The organism is Paenarthrobacter sp. MSM-2-10-13 (assembly GCF_011605365.1).
GTDB lineage: Bacteria > Actinomycetota > Actinomycetes > Actinomycetales > Micrococcaceae > Arthrobacter.
In genome coordinates this window covers 299,539-316,070 of the sequence record NZ_JAAOXO010000001.1, presented here as the reverse complement: position 1 = coordinate 316,070, position 16,532 = coordinate 299,539, and the positions used below count along the sequence as shown (strand labels likewise).

The 16,532-nt window shown below is 61.6% G+C and carries 15 protein-coding genes; 4 read left to right on the top strand and 11 right to left on the bottom strand.

Features of this window, described 5'->3' with window-relative positions; genetic code table 11:
- The gene (dapE, locus tag HAV21_RS01545; RefSeq protein WP_166840054.1) at positions 1-1,125 is read right to left on the bottom strand and encodes a succinyl-diaminopimelate desuccinylase; all 1,125 of its coding nucleotides are present in this window, start codon (positions 1,123-1,125) and stop codon (positions 1-3) included.
- Between the two features lie 85 nt (positions 1,126-1,210).
- On the opposite strand from dapE, the gene dapD reads away from it, so the two are divergent.
- Together dapD and HAV21_RS01535 are read left to right on the top strand one after the other, a co-directional pair.
- Complete coding sequence (dapD, locus tag HAV21_RS01540; RefSeq protein ID WP_166840052.1) at positions 1,211-2,236, top strand: 2,3,4,5-tetrahydropyridine-2,6-dicarboxylate N-succinyltransferase; 1,026 nt, start codon at positions 1,211-1,213, stop codon at positions 2,234-2,236.
- A 13-nt stretch (positions 2,237-2,249) separates the two neighbouring features.
- A complete protein-coding gene (locus HAV21_RS01535) occupies positions 2,250-3,092 on the top strand; it encodes a hypothetical protein (protein ID WP_166840051.1) in 843 nt (280 codons plus the stop codon).
- A 63-nt stretch (positions 3,093-3,155) separates the two neighbouring features.
- On the opposite strand, the gene HAV21_RS01530 is transcribed toward HAV21_RS01535, so the two are convergent.
- A complete protein-coding gene (locus HAV21_RS01530; protein ID WP_166840050.1) occupies positions 3,156-3,767 on the bottom strand; it encodes a hypothetical protein in 612 nt (203 codons plus the stop codon).
- Positions 3,768-3,877: 110 nt separating this feature from the next.
- A complete protein-coding gene (locus HAV21_RS01525; RefSeq protein ID WP_166840048.1) occupies positions 3,878-4,504 on the bottom strand; it encodes a TetR family transcriptional regulator C-terminal domain-containing protein in 627 nt (208 codons plus the stop codon).
- Positions 4,505-4,584: 80 nt separating this feature from the next.
- Between HAV21_RS01525 and galE the strand changes: the two genes are divergently transcribed.
- Complete coding sequence (galE, locus tag HAV21_RS01520; RefSeq protein ID WP_166840046.1) at positions 4,585-5,625, top strand: UDP-glucose 4-epimerase GalE; 1,041 nt, start codon at positions 4,585-4,587, stop codon at positions 5,623-5,625.
- 84 nt (positions 5,626-5,709) lie between these two features.
- On the opposite strand, the gene HAV21_RS01515 is transcribed toward galE, so the two are convergent.
- The 5 genes from HAV21_RS01515 to typA form a co-directional block, all read right to left on the bottom strand.
- Entirely contained in the window at positions 5,710-6,993 is a 1,284-nt protein-coding gene (locus tag HAV21_RS01515; protein WP_024817462.1) for a citrate synthase, read from the bottom strand.
- A 232-nt stretch (positions 6,994-7,225) separates the two neighbouring features.
- Positions 7,226-8,374: a succinyldiaminopimelate transaminase gene (gene dapC / locus HAV21_RS01510; protein WP_166840045.1), complete on the bottom strand. Its 1,149-nt coding sequence runs from the start codon at positions 8,372-8,374 to the stop codon at positions 7,226-7,228.
- 14 nt (positions 8,375-8,388) lie between these two features.
- Positions 8,389-8,715 carry a ferredoxin gene (gene fdxA, locus HAV21_RS01505; RefSeq protein ID WP_166840877.1) on the bottom strand — a complete coding sequence of 109 codons (327 nt, stop codon included), beginning with the start codon at positions 8,713-8,715 and terminating at the stop codon, positions 8,389-8,391.
- A gap of 319 nt (positions 8,716-9,034) precedes the next feature.
- Positions 9,035-9,466, bottom strand: a complete 432-nt coding sequence (locus HAV21_RS01500) for a hypothetical protein (RefSeq protein ID WP_166840044.1) — start codon at positions 9,464-9,466, stop codon at positions 9,035-9,037.
- A gap of 33 nt (positions 9,467-9,499) precedes the next feature.
- Positions 9,500-11,416 carry a translational GTPase TypA gene (gene typA, locus HAV21_RS01495; protein ID WP_166840042.1) on the bottom strand — a complete coding sequence of 639 codons (1,917 nt, stop codon included), beginning with the start codon at positions 11,414-11,416 and terminating at the stop codon, positions 9,500-9,502.
- 284 nt (positions 11,417-11,700) lie between these two features.
- On the opposite strand from typA, the gene HAV21_RS01490 reads away from it, so the two are divergent.
- Entirely contained in the window at positions 11,701-12,543 is an 843-nt protein-coding gene (locus HAV21_RS01490) for an SGNH/GDSL hydrolase family protein (RefSeq protein WP_243753079.1), read from the top strand.
- Between the two features lie 173 nt (positions 12,544-12,716).
- On the opposite strand, the gene HAV21_RS01485 is transcribed toward HAV21_RS01490, so the two are convergent.
- The 3 genes from HAV21_RS01485 to HAV21_RS01475 are packed head-to-tail and all read right to left on the bottom strand — an operon-like array spanning position 12,717 to position 16,346.
- A complete protein-coding gene (locus HAV21_RS01485) occupies positions 12,717-14,432 on the bottom strand; it encodes an ABC transporter ATP-binding protein (protein ID WP_223940589.1) in 1,716 nt (571 codons plus the stop codon).
- An 11-nt stretch (positions 14,433-14,443) separates the two neighbouring features.
- Entirely contained in the window at positions 14,444-15,427 is a 984-nt protein-coding gene (locus HAV21_RS01480; protein WP_062072945.1) for an ABC transporter permease, read from the bottom strand.
- The gene (locus HAV21_RS01475) at positions 15,417-16,346 is read right to left on the bottom strand and encodes an ABC transporter permease (RefSeq protein ID WP_142938468.1); all 930 of its coding nucleotides are present in this window, start codon (positions 16,344-16,346) and stop codon (positions 15,417-15,419) included. Before HAV21_RS01475 ends, HAV21_RS01480 begins: the two co-directional genes overlap by 11 nt.
- Positions 16,347-16,532 lie beyond the last annotated feature (186 nt).

The window sequence follows — 16,532 nt, the reverse complement described above, 5'->3', positions numbered from 1 at the left end:
CTACGGCGCCAGCCACGTCCTCAGTGCACGGAGGCACTCACGGATGGCATCGGCGTCGACGTGCTCGTTGTCCTTGTGCGCCAGCAAAGGATCGCCGGGGCCGAAGTTCACCGCCGGGATGCCCAGTTCACTGAAACGCGCGACGTCGGTCCATCCGTATTTGGGTTTGGGCTCGGCACCCACTGCGGCGACGAAGGACGCGGCGGCGGGGTGACTAAGTCCGGGCCTCGCGCCGGCAGCAGCGTCTGTACGGACGACGTCGAATCCTTCCAGAAGCTCCCTGACGGTGGCCTCTGCCTGGTCCGGATTCTTGTCCGGAGCGAAACGGTAGTTGATCTCCACCACGCAGCGGTCCGGGATGACGTTCCCTGCCGTGCCCCCGTTGATTTTCACGGCGTTCAGGCTTTCGCGGTAATCCAGGCCGTCCACGTTGATGGTCTGTGGCTCGTAAGCGGCGAGCCGCGCCAGGATGGGTGCCGCGGCGTGGATCGCGTTGACGCCCATCCAGGCACGCGCAGAGTGGGCTGTTTCGCCGATAGTGGTGGCCTCGAAACGGCTGGTTCCGTTGCAACCACCTTCCACCGTGCCGTGGGTTGGCTCCAACAAGATTGCGAAGTCACCCTTCAGCAGATCTCCGTGGTTCCGAACCAACCTGCCGAGTCCGCTCTTGACCGCTTCCACCTCTTCATGGTCATAAAAGACGAAGGTGACGTCCTTGTCCGGCTGCCTACCGTCGTCGAAGAGTGTTGCCGCAAGCGCCAGCTGCACCGCCACGCCGCCCTTCATATCCGTGGTGCCGCGGCCATACAGCACGCCTTCACCAGGAACGCCGGACTCCCAGGTGGCCGGAACTGTACCCAAGGAGCCCTCAACCGTGGGCAGGGGCACGGTGTCCAGGTGTCCGGCCAGGATGACACGCTCCGAGCGGCCGAGTTCGGTCCGTGCAATGATGGCGTCGCCGTCCCGGATCACGGTATAGGCAGGAATGGCGCGCAAAGCTGCTTCGACGGCGTCGGCGAGTTCGGTCTCGTTGCCGGAAACGCTGTTGAAGTCGATGATCGCAGCCGTCAGCAAGGCAACGTCCTGGCGCAGGTCAAGGAGGGCGGGGGCAGGGTTCAAAGTCACGCGTCCAGCCTAATGCCCGCAAATGCGACTTCTGTGGTGTGAGACAGGTTTTAACCGACCTCCGCCTGCTGGATAGACTTGGCGCATGACTGAAACTGCTTCCTCTGCTGTGCCCGCAACCGCGCCCGCCAACCCCCGATCGGCTTATGGCTTCGGCCTCGCCACCATCGCCACCTCGGCTTCCGGGGAAGCAACCGTGCTGGACGTTTGGTACCCGGCACCCGCACTTGGCGTTGCGGCCGAAACCCTCCGTGACGTTGAGAATGCCGACCCCGCGCTCACTGCACTGGCCAACGACGGCAAGGATGCCGATCGCGGGACGGAGCAGAAAGTGGTCTTCGCGCAGATCGACCTCGACGCCGCCCCGGCAGACACTGCCGATGCTTACCTGCGTTTGCACCTCCTCTCCCACCGCCTGGTCAAACCGAACAGCATCAATCTGGACGGCGTCTTCGGCAAGCTGCCCAACGTGGTGTGGACCAACTTCGGCCCCGCCGCCGTTGACGGCTTCGAGTTGACCCGCGCACGCCTTCGCAAGCGCGGCAACGTTGTGGTGTACGGCGTGGATAAGTTCCCGCGGATGGTTGACTACGTGGTTCCCACGGGTGTGCGCATTGCCGACGCCGACCGCGTCCGCTTGGGTGCCCACCTCGCCGAGGGCACCACTGTGATGCACGAAGGCTTCGTGAACTTCAACGCCGGCACCCTGGGCACCTCCATGGTGGAAGGCCGCATCTCTGCTGGCGTTGTCGCCGGCGACGGTACAGACGTTGGCGGCGGAGCATCCATCATGGGCACGCTCTCCGGTGGCGGCAAGGAAAAGATCGCACTGGGCGAGCGCGTCCTGCTCGGTGCCAACTCCGGCGTAGGCATCAGCATTGGTGACGACTCCGTGGTGGAGGCCGGACTCTACGTCACCGCCGGTACCCGTGTCCGCGTTCCGGGCCCCAAAGACGAAAACGGCGAGGACACCACCAAGATCATCAAAGCCGTGGAACTCTCCGGCGTTCCCAACCTGCTCTTCCGCCGCAACTCCACCACCGGCGGCGTGGAAGTACTTCCCCGCAAGGGCCAAACGGTGGAGCTGAACGAGGCTCTCCACGCCAATTAGCAGGAGAGAATCAATGCGCCGGTTCCGCCGCGCCATAGTTGCGGTGCTGGCTTTGGCCCTCGTAGCAGGTGCCATTTACGCGATAGTTGCAGTGCTGCAGCGCTCCGAGACACTTGTCACGGAGCGCTGCCTCGCCATGGTCGGTCCCGAAAGCCACGAGCTCGCCACGGATCAGACAGCCAATGCTTCACTCATCTCCGCAATCTCCGTCCAGCGAGGGCTTCCACCACGGGCAGCAACCATTGCCCTGGCCACAGCCATGCAGGAATCCAGGCTGCGGAACATCAACTACGGCGATGACGCCGGCCCGGACTCCCGTGGACTGTTCCAGCAAAGGCCCTCGCAGGGATGGGGAACCGAAGAACAGGTCATGGACCCCGTCTACGCATCGAACGCGTTCTATGACGGCTTGGTTAAGGTCCCAGGCTACGAATCCATGGAGATCACCCAGGCCGCCCAAGCGGTCCAACGTTCAGCCTTCCCCCGCGCTTATGCCCAGCACGAAGGCATGGGCAGGGCCTTCGCTTCTGCTCTCACCGGTCACTCCGAGGCTGCACTGAACTGCGAACTGCGCATGCCCGAGGCGGCTGGTGACCCTGCCGCCGTCGTTGATGAACTCACGACGGCGTTCGGCACCCAAGCGGCCACCGTACAGGGCCGCTCGGTGCAGCTGGACATCGATGGAACACTGGCCTGGGCTGTGGCCCATTGGGCAGTGGCCAACGCCAAGACGCTGTCCATTACCCAGGTGGACGTTGCTGGCCAGACGTGGAACCGGGAGAAACGGGACGGCTGGCAACCTTCTGCCGCCCCACCTGAGATGGTCACCATCACGGTCTCCGCCCCCGCCACCTGAGTTTTTGTACAGCTCCCGCCCTTATACGCGCGTCTTAAGGGCAGGAGGTGTACAAAAAATCGCTCAGGCGAGAATCTCCACCACAGGTTGGACGTAGCTGCGGAAGACATCCGGCTCGGAGAGCAGTTGGTGGCTCATGATCATGGTGTTGGGTTCCAAATACCAGGCACGGGCTTCATTGAGCGGCAACTCAATAATGGTGAGTTCGAAGTCATGGGAATTGCGGCCAACTTCAAGAAGCCTGTCCTCCACCATTTCGCTCAGCACCTGTGTCATCCCGTTGGCTTCACGGGTGGCCTCAAGGTTGGCATACTCATCGATCCTGTCGGTGGCCCACCCCAAGGCAGAGCCAAAATGAGCTTGCAGAACGCGTTGAAGGGCCGGTGAGTTGCCAAAAGCCTTGAAGCTGGGCGGCGAGAGCTCCGGGGCCGGATGGGGATAGGACTTCACCAGACTCTCCCACCAAGCCTCCCACTCGGTCTTCAGTGCAGGGAGGCCACCCACATCAGAGGTGAGGTGTTTATGGTCTGCATGCCGGACTTTTGGTGTTGCGTGCGAGAGTATGGGTTTTCCGGCGCCATCAAGTCCCGCTACGTCGCGCAAGTACAGGGCGATGAGCATCGGCCCCGACGTATCCATAGTGATGCGCCATCCCGGGCCGCCTGACTCGTGCATGCGAATTCCTCCCTTTGGCAGGTCCCCGACACGTTCCAGTCTATTCCCGATGACTCCGCACGGTAATGGCGTCATCCGCCTCTTATGGGGCTCGGCCGACGCAATGACGCTTAGCGGCTGGATGGCGCGGCCCTGAGGGACCGCAGGTGAGCCGTGAGGACGTCGCTGCACATCTCTGCGGTCATCCACTCGGGCTGCAGCAATGCGTGCATGCACAAGCCGTCCATGGTGGCAAGGAGCCTCTCCGCCTCAGTCACAAGGGTTTGCCGGGCGTCAGCTTCACCGGGGTTAAGGATCAGGACGAGGCGACCGACGACGGCGGCCACGGTGCGGTGGCTGCGCTCGGCTTCAGCGGCCAGGACCGGCCTGATCCGGGCAGCCTGCCGGAACGCCATCCATACACAAGCGTCTACCGCCAGTTCCTCGTCCAACGGCAGGAACTGGCCGAGGAGATTTAGCACGGCGTCGTGTTGTTCGGCGCTGTCCGGCGACGCATCCTCGACCGATGCAAGTGCCGCTTCAAGGCGGCCTACGATGCGATCGATCACTGCCCCGAAGGAGAAGACCAAGAGCTCATCGCTGCTTGCGAAGTAGTGGCGCACCGAACCAACAGCCAGTTCTGCTTCGTCAGCCACTTCCCTCAGTGATGCCCGTTCCAAGCCATCGCTGGCAATGATCCGGAAGACGGCTTGGACAACTTCATGGCGCCGGGCTTCGGCATCTACAATTTTGGGCACTAATTGTTTTTAGCACGAACGTGCTTCAACACCGCTCAACAGAGAGCGGCGTGGCTCCAATTTCCGATAGCGTAGGAACCATGAAAATTCTTGTCACGGGTGGCACCGGCTACATCGGTTCCCACACCGTTTTGTCCCTCCAGGAAGCCGGCCACGACGTCGTTGTGCTCGACAACCTCGTGAACTCCAGCGAGGAATCCCTCCGCCGCGTTTCCGAGCTCACCGGCAAGACCGCCGCCTTCCACAAGGTTGACCTGGTAGATGAGCCCGCAGTTGAGGCGGTCTTCGACCAGCACCAGATCGACGCCGTGATCCACTTCGCTGGCCTGAAGGCCGTAGGCGAGTCCGTCCAGGAACCCCTCGCCTACTACTACAACAACATTGTGGGCACCCTTAACCTGCTCCGAGCCATGGACAAGCACAACGTCCGCTCCATCGTCTTCAGCTCCTCCGCCACGGTCTATGGTGAGCACAACCCCATCCCGTACATCGAGAAGATGGAAATCGGCGCCAACAACCCGTACGGCCGCACCAAAGAGCAGATCGAGGACATCCTCTCTGACCTTGGCAACGCGGACGACCGCTGGCATATCGCACTGCTGCGCTATTTCAACCCCGTGGGAGCACACCCGTCCGGCCGCATTGGCGAGGACCCCCAGGGCATCCCCAACAACCTTGTCCCCTTCATCGCGCAGGTAGCCGTGGGACGCCGCGAGAAGCTCATGGTCTTCGGCGGAGACTACGACACCCCCGATGGCACAGCCCAGCGCGACTACATCCACGTGGTTGACCTGGCCGATGGGCACGTAGCAGCCCTGAACTACATCGCTGAGCGTGCCGGCGTCCGCCGCTGGAACCTTGGCTCGGGCCGCGGTTCCTCCGTCCTGGAGGTCCTGCGGTCCTTCGAGAAGGCCGTGGGCCAGCCCATCCCCTACGAGATCACCGGCCGCCGGGCCGGCGATCTCCCCGCTTTCTGGGCGGACGCTTCCTCCGCCCTTGCAGACCTCGGTTGGTCCACCACCAAGACGGTGGACCAGATGTGCGAGGACCACTGGCGCTGGCAGAAGAACAACCCCTACGGCTACAACTCTGCTCAGCCTGCAGCGGCGAACAACGCCTAGTCTGCAAGCACCGCAACCAACGACGGCGGCCGCTCACCTCGCGCGAGGTGAGCGGCCGCCGTCGTTATTAACGCTGCTGCCGTGTCAGTTGGCCGGATAGTTGCGCTCCGGCTCCCCTGTGTAGAGCTGCCGCGGACGGCCGATCTTCGTCTGGGGATCGTTGATCATTTCGCGCCACTGGGCAATCCAGCCCGGGAGGCGTCCAATGGCGAACAGTACGGTGAACATCTTCTCCGGGAAGCCCATGGCCTTGTAGATGAGGCCGGTGTAGAAGTCGACGTTCGGGTACAGCTTGCGCTGGATGAAGTAGTCGTCAGCCAGGGCCTTCTCTTCCAAGCGCATGGCGATGTCCAGCAGTTCGTCGTTGCCGCCGAGCTTGCCCAGAACTTCGTGTGCCGTTGCCTTAATGATCTTGGCGCGGGGATCGTAGTTCTTGTAGACACGGTGTCCGAAGCCCATGAGGCGGACGCCGTCTTCCTTGTTCTTGACCTTCTCCATGTAGTCCTCGGGCTTGATGCCGTCGGCCTGGATCTGGCGGAGCATCTTCAGCACGGCCTCGTTGGCGCCACCGTGTGCGGGGCCGAAGAGGGCGTTGATGCCGGCGGACACCGACGCGAAGAGGTTGGCGTTGGACGAGCCCACAAGACGCACGGTGGACGTGGAACAGTTCTGCTCGTGGTCTGCGTGCAGGATAAGCAGGAGGTCCAGTGCCTTGACCACTACCGGATCCATCTCATACTGCTCGGCCGGAAGACCGAAGCTCAGGCGCAGGAAGTTCTCCACCAGGTTCATGGAGTTATCCGGGTAGAGCATCGGCTGGCCGATGGACTTCTTGTGCGCGTAGGCAGCAATGACCGGCAACTTGGCCATCAGGCGGATGGTGGAAACTTCCACGTGCTCCGCGTTGAAGGGATCCAGCGAGTCCTGGTAGAACGTGGACAGCGCAGAAACAGCCGAGGAGAGCACCGGCATGGGGTGGGCGTCACGCGGGAACCCGCCGAAGAAGCCCTTGAGCTCTTCGTGCAGGAGTGTGTGGCGGCGGATCTTCTGATCGAACTCTTCCAATTCCGTAGGAGTGGGAAGGTTGCCGTAGATCAGCAGGTAGGAAACTTCGAGGAAGCTCGAGTGCTGCGCGAGCTGCTCAATGGGGTAACCGCGGTAGCGCAGGATGCCTGCGTCACCGTCGATGTAGGTGATGGCCGAGGTAGTGGCCGCTGTGTTCATGAAGCCGGGGTCATAGGCAACGGCGCCCGTCTGCTTCAGCAGCTTGGAAACGTCGTAGCCTTCGTTTCCTTCTACAACCTTGATGCGCGGCAGTTCGAGTTCGCCGCCGGCATGGCGCAGTGTCGCGCTGGTGGTCTCAGTCATGGAGTCCCCTTCATGAGGCCTCAGGGCCTCTATCGAACGCTTGTCCAACCACCTTCTGGTGCCGCCGCCTTCGGCCCTACTGTTGCAGGGCTCCAACGGCCGAAGTGCATTCTTAGAGAAGGCCACCATTGATAGTCAGTTAAAAAGCTACCGCCAGTAACCCTACGGAACTAATCCGTACCGTCCGGTTACTGGCGGAATGACGCTATTAGTGGCGCAAGTCACAGCATTGTTATGAGGCTGTGGCAAGCCGTTCAACTGCGGCATCGATTCGTTCGTCACTGCCGGTGAGGGCCACCCGGATGAATCCGTTACCGGCGTCTCCATAGAAAACGCCCGGGCCCACCACAATGCCGAGGTCAGCGAATCGAGCCACGGTGTCCCACGTGGCTTCTCCGGCCGTGGACCACAGATAGAGCCCGGCCTTGGATTCGTGGATGGTCAGCCCGAACTTCTCCAGCGCAGGCACAATCCTCTCGCGGCGTCCGCGGTACAGATCCTTTTGGGCCAGCACGTGGTTGGCATCGCCCAGTGCAACGCGCATGGCTTCCTGCACGGGGTAGGGAACAATCATGCCCGCATGCTTACGGCTGTTCACCAGGTTGGCCATAATGGCCGAATCCCCGGCAACGAAGGCTGCCCTGTATCCGGCAAGGTTGGATTGCTTGCTCAGCGAGTACACGCACAGCAGGCCGTCCGTGGAGCCGCCGGTGACGCGGGGATCCAGGATGCTGGGCACAGCTTCTCCCCCGCGTTGGGCATCCCATTCGCCCCAACCCAGCTCGGCGTAGCATTCATCCGAAGCCACCACCGCGCCGAGCTCGCGGGCCTGGCCCACGATCCGCTGCAGTGACTCAACATCACGGACGCTACCTGTGGGATTGCCGGGCGAGTTGATCCAGATCAAACGAACCTTCGCGCGGGTGGCTGCATCAAGTTCGTCGAGGTCATCCGCAGCAACCGCCGTGGCACCTGCAAGTGAGGCGCCGATATCGTACGTCGGGTAGGCAACGGTAGGCCTAACAACAACATCGCCGGCGCTCAAACCGAGCAGGAACGGCAGCCAGGCCACGAGCTCCTTGGAGCCGACGGTTGGCATGACGTCCTTGGGGTCCAGCCCCGGCACACCGCGGCGGCTGGCGAACCAGTCCACTACGGCTTGGCGCAGGGCCTCGGTGCCGTGCACCGTGGGGTAGCCATGGGCGTCCGAGGCCGCAGCAAGGGCCTCACGGATGAGTCCGGGAGTGGGGTCCACCGGCGTGCCGATGGAAAGATTCACTGCGCCACCGGGGTGTTTAGCGGCTGTGGCAACATACGGCGCCATAGCCTCCCACGGGTAGTCAGGCAGGTTCAGGCCGAAAGCCGGCGCCGCGGAAATCAAGGAAACAACCGCCCTTAGTGGTCTTGGTTCTGCGGGGGCAGTGCAGCGATATACGGGTGGTCCTTGCCCGTGTTTCCGATCTTGGCGGCTCCGCCGGGGGAACCCAGGTCATCAAAGAACTCAACGTTGGCCTTGTAGTAGCCGGCCCATTCTTCCGGGGTGTCATCCTCGTAGTAAATGGCCTCAACAGGGCACACAGGTTCACAAGCACCACAGTCGACACATTCATCGGGGTGGATATAGAGGGAACGCTCACCTTCGTAAATGCAGTCGACAGGGCACTCTTCAATACATGCCTTGTCCTTGACATCCACACACGGCTGCGCGATTACGTACGTCACGTCCCAGACCTCTCCACGGTTTGTCCCGGCGATGGCCGGGGTAACACTGCCGGCATCATGCCGGGCACTCAACTTCCGAGCCTATTATCCAACAGTGCGCTAACGCCAACCTAGCCCGCGTCTTAGTATGAAACGGTGACTCCCCCGAATGTGCCGCCCCAACAGTTCCTCCTCAACGCAGAGCCAGGAATCCGGGTAGTGGTCCGGTACAGGATCGAGGACGGTTTGACGGACGCACTCGGCTATCTGGTAGGAACCACCGAAGGCGCCTGTACAGTCCGGACCCGCACGTCCGACGTCGACATTCCGCTGGCAATGGTTATCGCCGCGAAAGAGGTTCCACCTCCGCCGCCGCGCCGGCAATCCGTGCGCGCCGCGTCCGACTGACGGGCAGCCGACTGATGACCACAAGCATGATTAACGTCACTCCGCCGATGCCGAACACCCAGACGTTCCCCACGGCGTCGCCCGGAATCAACTGCTTGGCCGGACCGGCTGAGGACAGGATTCCGACGACGGCGTAGCTCACCACGCCTGCCACCGCCGCCGGTACCACCGAGCGGCACCAGGCAGCGAGCCACAACTGTACGGACGCCACGAGCAGCAGAGCTGCGGCCACGCCCCATGGGAGCTCAACGCCGGACCACAGTACGGTCTGCCGATGGAGCGCTGTTCCGGCGAGGGCAACAAAAAGAGCCGCCGGCACGGCCGCAGCAATGCTGCGTGCCATACCGGCGGCTCTCTTCTTCATTCAGCTGTTCCTGACTGCGTCAGAAAGTCCAGGCTAGGACTTGGCGCGGGCGCGGTTGGCCTTGGCGCGCTCGTTCGAGTCCAGGATGACCTTGCGGATCCGGATGGATTCCGGGGTGACCTCAACGCATTCGTCCTCACGGGCGAATTCCAGGGACTCTTCGAGGGTCAGGTCGCGCGGCGGCGTCAGGTTCTCGAAGGTGTCGGAGGAAGCCGCACGCATGTTGGTGAGCTTCTTTTCCTTGGTGATGTTCACGTCCATGTCATCAGCGCGGGAGTTCTCTCCCACGATCATGCCTTCGTAGACCTCGGAGGTGGGCTTCACGAAGAAGGAACCGCGTTCCTGCAGGTTGATCATGGCGAACGGCGTAACAACACCGGCACGGTCGGCGATCATGGAACCGTTGGTACGGTACTCGATCGGGCCGGCCCACGGCTCGTAGCCTTCGGAAATGGAGGCAGCAATGCCGGCGCCGCGGGTGTCCGTGAGGAACCGGGTGCGGAAGCCGATCAGGCCACGTGCAGGAACGATGAACTCCATGCGGCACCAGCCGGTACCGTGGTTGGCCATGTTGGTCATGCGGCCCTTGCGGGCAGCCATGAGCTGGGTGACGGCGCCGAGGTATTCTTCGGGCACGTCGATGGTCATGTGTTCCATCGGCTCGTGGAGCTTGCCGTCGATGGTCTTGGTAACAACCTGCGGCTTGCCCACGGTCAGTTCGAAGCCTTCACGGCGCATCTGCTCAACCAGGATGGCCAGCGCGAGCTCGCCACGGCCCTGAACTTCCCAGGCGTCGGGACGCTCGGTGGGGAGAACCTTGATGGAGACGTTACCGATCAGTTCCTTGTCCAGGCGATCCTTCACCTGGCGGGCCGTAACCTTGGCGCCCTTGACCTTGCCGGCCAACGGCGAGGTGTTGATACCGATGGTCATGGAGATCGCGGGATCATCCACGGTGATCAGCGGCAGCGGCTGCGGGTTCTCGGCATCCGTCAAGGTTTCACCGATGGTGATCTCCTCGATACCGGCAACGGCAACGATTTCACCCGGGCCGGCGGACTCGGCCGGAACACGAGTCAGAGCCTTGGTGGCCAGCAGTTCGGTGATCTTGACGTTCTTGAGCTCACCGTTTGCGCGCGCCCAGGCCACGGTCTGGCCCTTGCGGAGCGTGCCGTTGTAGATGCGGAGCAGGGCGAGGCGACCAAGGAACGGCGATGCGTCCAGGTTGGTCACGTGTGCCTGCAGCACGCCGTCCGGGTTGTACGTGGGAGCGGGGATGTGCTCGATGATGGTCTTGAAGAGCGGCTCGAGGTCCTCGTTCTCCGGAGCGGAACCGTTATCCGGCTGCTCCAGGGAAGCGCGGCCAACCTTGGCGGCAGCGTAAACGACGGGGACTTCGAGGACCTTGTCCAGGTCCAGGTCCGGAACTTCGTCAGCGAGGTCGGAAGCGAGGCCGAGGAGCAGGTCCATCGACTCGTGGACAACTTCGTCGATGCGGGCATCGGGACGGTCCGTCTTGTTGACCAGGAGGATCACTGGCAGGTGTGCGGCAAGGGCCTTACGCAGCACGAAGCGGGTCTGGGGCAGGGGACCCTCAGAGGAGTCGACCAGCAGGACGACGCCGTCAACCATGGACAGGCCGCGCTCTACCTCGCCACCGAAGTCGGCGTGGCCGGGGGTGTCAATGACGTTGATGGTGATGGTCTCGCCGTTGGACGACGGGCCGTTGTAGGCAACCGTGGTGTTCTTGGCGAGGATGGTGATGCCCTTTTCGCGCTCCAGGTCACCGGAGTCCATGACACGGTCCTCAACCTCACCATGGGAAGCGAAGGAGTTGGTCTGCTTGAGCATGGCGTCGACCAGCGTGGTCTTGCCGTGGTCAACGTGTGCGACGATCGCGACGTTGCGCAGATCGCTCCGCGACGCAGTGTTGGTGATGGTTTCAGACATGCGTTAATGACTCGTTTCAGTGGTGAAGTCAGCTGTTTGTATCCGCGCGCATACCTGATCGACTTGATCGGAACACACAGCGAAAAGACCCCGGGACACAGGGCACCTGCATCCAGTCTAAACGCAGTTGCATTTATGAGCCTAAAAAGCAAGCCATTCACCCCCCGAATGTGGCACTGCTCACACTCCCGCGTTGTGACGTAAACGCAAGTCAAGATGCTGGATTTTCGCGGTCGCGTGCAGCATGATTGGCTCCAGAACCAGTGCCACGTGGAGAACAATAGATGCGACAAGCTCCGGCCGCGTTCCGCATGCTCGCACCACTGATCGCCTCCGGCGTTCTCCTGGTGGGCTGCGGATCAAACCCAGCGCCAATCACCGCCCCCTCTGGATCAGTCGCGCCCGTGCCCGCGCAGACAGCGGCCGCCGATAAACCGCTACGAGTGGCCCCTGCCCCCAGTTCCCTCAACCTACCGGTGGGCTCGCTGTACAAGAACCCGGCGAATAACCGCAGCGAGCTGGTCCTGGCGGACGTTCGCCACACCGCTGTACTCATCGGCGATTCCCAATCCATGCCGAAGGATTCATGGCCGCAGCAAGGAATTGCTGCGATGGGCTACAAACTGCACGTCGTGGGCATGGGCGGCACAGGATACGTAGCAACCAACGGGAAAACCGGCAACTACATCGATGCGTTGCAACGCGGAGACTGGGTGTTGCCCTTTGGCGATCCACCGTTGATCGTGATCCAGGGTGGCGGCAATGACGCCACCCAACGCGCCACGGACGCGCAGATCACCAGCAATGCCGAGCGGCTCCTCGCTGCCCTCAAGAAGCGCTACCCGGGAACCACCTTCGCCATGATTGGAACCCTGGCCAGAGGCGTGAGCAATGGCGGCGGACGCCGTACGGAAATTGACGCCCTCTTGGGACGTATCGCGGCCAAGCACGCCATCCCGTTCGTCAGTGCAGGCGACTGGCTCACCCGCTACGACGCGATCGCGGATCTCCAGGATGGCGTGCACCTGAAGCCTGCCGGGCACGCGAAACTGGGCGCAGCATTGGCTCGCGAATTCGCGGCCCTTGGCCTCACGGCCCGCCCGGATACCGCCCCGCCGGCGAAGTAGCCCGCGCCGTCGTCAACCCGAGCGTTGTGAGGCCCGCTTTGCATGCTTTGTGAGCGCCTTGGCATGCAGAGCGGGCCCCGCAACAGGTGCCTTAAACGGCAAGAGCCGGTGGTTCCCTTCGCAGGGAACCACCGGCTCTGTTGCGTTACGGCGAAGAGAACGTACGACGCCGGTCAGGCCACCTCTGGCGGCAAGAGCAGCGAACCACCCGGAATGGCGTCCAGGAGTGCCTGGGTGTATGCCTCTCGAGGGTTGTCGAAGACATCATCCGTGCTGCCGGTCTCCACGAGCTTGCCCTTCTGCATGACACAGACGTGATCGGCAATTTGCCGGACCACGGCGAGGTCGTGGGTGATGAACAGGTACGTCAGGCCGAGGTTGTCCTGAAGATCAGCCAGCAGGTTCAGCACCTGTGCTTGGACAAGCACGTCCAATGCTGAGACCGCTTCATCGCAGATGATGACTTCAGGGTCCAAAGCCAAGGCTCGTGCAATGGCAATACGTTGCCGCTGGCCACCCGAGAGCTCGTTGGGGTACCGGCGCATGGTGGACTGCGGCAGGGCCACCTGGTCCAACAGCTCACGGACCTTCTTCTCACGACTGGCCTTGTTGCCGATCTTGTGTGTTCTCAACGGTTCTTCAATGGTGCGGAAGATGTTGTACATGGGATCGAGGGAACCGTAGGGATCCTGGAAGATCGGCTGGACCCGGCGACGGAACTTAAACAGGTCCTTGCTGCTGAGCGTCGACGTATCCACGCCGTCAAAGATGATCTTTCCCGACGTCGGTTCCAACAGGTTGAGAACCATTTGCGCCACAGTCGACTTGCCGGATCCGGACTCGCCAACAATGGCCGTAGTGGTTCCGCGCTTAACGGCAAAGGAAACAGAGTCGACTGCAGTGAAGTCCGTGGACTTGCCAATGCCGCCACGAAGTTTGAAGACCTTCGTCAAGTCCTCAACTTTCAGAACCTCCTCCGGCAGGGCTGCCTCGACGACCACCGGTTCTGCAGGAGCCAGCAGCTCCTCAGATTCGATCCCCTGCTCCTTAGCCACTTGGATACGACGTGAAGCCAGCGACGGCGCCGAAGCGACCAGTCGCTTCGTGTAGGGGTGCCGTGGGTTGCGGAGTAGCTCCAGCGAAGGCCCGGACTCCACAACCTGGCCCTTGTACATGACAACCACCTTGTCCGCACGCTCGGCGGCGAGGCCGAGATCGTGGGTGATGAGAAGCACGGCTGTACCCAGCTCGGACGTCATCTTGTCCAAGTGATCCAGAATCTGCCGCTGTACCGTAACGTCAAGTGCCGACGTCGGCTCATCCGCGATCAGCAGGCGCGGCTGGCATGAAAGTCCGATGGCAATGAGCGCACGCTGACGCATGCCTCCGGAGAACTCATGCGGGTACTGCTTGGCTCTGCGCGAAGCGTCGGGCAAGCCTGCCTCGGAGAGGACCTTGGCGACGTCCTCGGGCCCTGAGGGGAGCCCGTTCGCTTTCAAAGTCTCCTTGACCTGGAATCCGATTTTCCACACGGGGTTCAGGTTGGACATGGGGTCCTGAGGAACCATGCCAATGGAATTGCCGCGGAGCTCGATCATGCGCTTCTCGCTCGCGTGGGCAATGTCCTCGCCGTCAAAGAAAATTTCTCCGCCGGCCACCCGGCCATTTCCGGGAAGTAGTCCAATGGCAGCCAGGGCTGAGGTTGATTTTCCTGAGCCCGACTCCCCCACGATTGCGACAGTCTCGCCGGGCATGACCGTCAGATGAGCGTTCCTTACTGCGTTGACCTCACCATTACTGGTGGTGAAGTTGATTGCAAGGTTTCTGATCTCCAGCAGCGGACGCTCAGAGCCGGCGACTTCTTCCTTGATGTGAACTGAAGAGTTCATGGCTTCGCCTTTCATCGTTTACGCGCCTTGGGGTCCAGCGCATCCCTCAGGGCGTCGCCCAGCATGATGAAGCTCAAGACTGTGATGGATAGAGCTATTGCCGGGTAAAGCAAGGGCATCGGATTGGATCGCAAGGATGCCTGTGCGGCCTGAATATCATTGCCCCACGACATGACACTCGGTGGCAACCCGATTCCAAGGAAGGAAAGGGTCGACTCGGCAACGATAAAGGTGCCGAGGGAGATGGTTGCCACGACGATGATCGGAGCCAGCGAGTTCGGCAGCACATGGCGCAGCAGCGAACGGAAACGCGAAACACCAAGGGATCGCGCGGCCACCACGAAGTCAGCATTTCTGACCTCGATCACTGCGCCTCGGGTGATGCGGGCAATCTGCGGCCACCCGAAGACGATAAGAATCAACACCAGCGTCCATACCGTACGGTTCGCACGGAAAACGGGGAGCTGCATCATCACGATTGCGCCAAGGATCAGCGGCAGTGCGAAGAAAATATCCGTCAGGCGGGCCAGCAGTGCATCCGCCCAACCGCCGTAGTATCCGGCGAGAGCACCAACGATGCCCCCGAACAGGACGACGCCGATGGTCGTGAACAGGCCGACGGTCACCGACGATCGGGTACCGAAAATGACGCGAGCGTAAACGTCGCAGCCCTGTTGCGTGAAGCCAAGAGGGTGACCCGATGCAGGTCCGCCGTCTGAGTTGGACAGCTGGCAGGCTTCGTTGGAGGGATCAATTTGAGAGAACAAACCCGGGAAGAGGGAAACCACTACTACGGCCAGGATCATGATGGCCGAGATGATGAACAATGGCTGCTTGCGCAGGTTCTTCCATGCCTCACCCCAAAGGCTGGAGGGAGCGCTGTCTTCCTTGACCTTGTCGGTTGCCTGCAGCGGCGTTTCGTCAAGATCGGCAACGAAGTGCTCAATGTGTCGCCGGGTGGTGTCCTGCCCGGTCAGGTTACTTTCAGGCGTCATAGCGGATCCTCGGGTCAAGCCAGGCGTAAAGGAGGTCAACAAGCAAGTTGGAGAGGCAGTAGATCAACACCAACACCGTGACAATGGAGACCACCGTGGGTCCCTCACCCGACAGGACGGCCCGATAAAGCCTGTTGCCTACGCCGGGAACGTTGAAGATACCTTCTGTGACAATCGCTCCTCCCATCAGGGTGCCAAGGTCTGCGCCCAGGAACGTCACCACTGGAATAAGCGAGTTACGCAAAATGTGGACGTTGACCACCCTGAAACGGGACAACCCCTTTGCCGTGGCTGTCCGGACGTAGTCGGCATTCATGTTCTCGATGACGCTGGTCCGGGTCAAACGGAGAACGTAAGCGAACGACGCGAGGCCAAGAACGATTGCAGGCAGGATCAAGTCCTGCACTGTCGCGGCCGCACTGACAGTTGGTTTAGCCCACCCCAGCTGCACACCGATGAAGAATTGAAGAATGAAGCCGAGCACGAAGATCGGGATACCGATGACAATTAGCGAGGCGATCAGGACGGTGCCGTCGAAGAGCTTTCCCTTGCGAAGACCGGCGATGAGGCCGAAGGCGATGCCGAAGACCGCTTCAAAAATCAGAGCCATCACGGCAAGCCGGGCTGTGACTGGGAAGACCTCGCCGAGGACGGCGGCAATGGGCCGGCCGGAGAAGTCCTGGCCAAGGTCGAAGGTGAAGATGCTCTTGAGGTACAGCAAATACTGGATGAAGAAAGGCTGGTCCAGATTGTACTGAGCCCGTAGTTTCGCAGCAACCGCTTCGTTAACCGGTTTATCACCGAACAAGGCGGCAATGGGGTCGCCGGGAAGGCTGAAAACCAGGAAGTACACCAGCAGTGTGGCCCCCAGGAAAACTGGAATCAGCTGGAGGAATCGTTTGAGGATGTATGTGGCCATCAGCGCATCACACCCCGATCAGCAGGCACCCTGTCCAGGGGTGCAGCGGAGTTGTTCATCAAAGAACCTTTTCGTCTGATGTGCAAACGTTCCCTGCCGGGGCAAGTAGGCCTGCACAAGGACGCCCAACCGTAGTTGGGCGTCATTGATTTGCAACGTGATACGGCGGCGGACATGCTCAGCTGA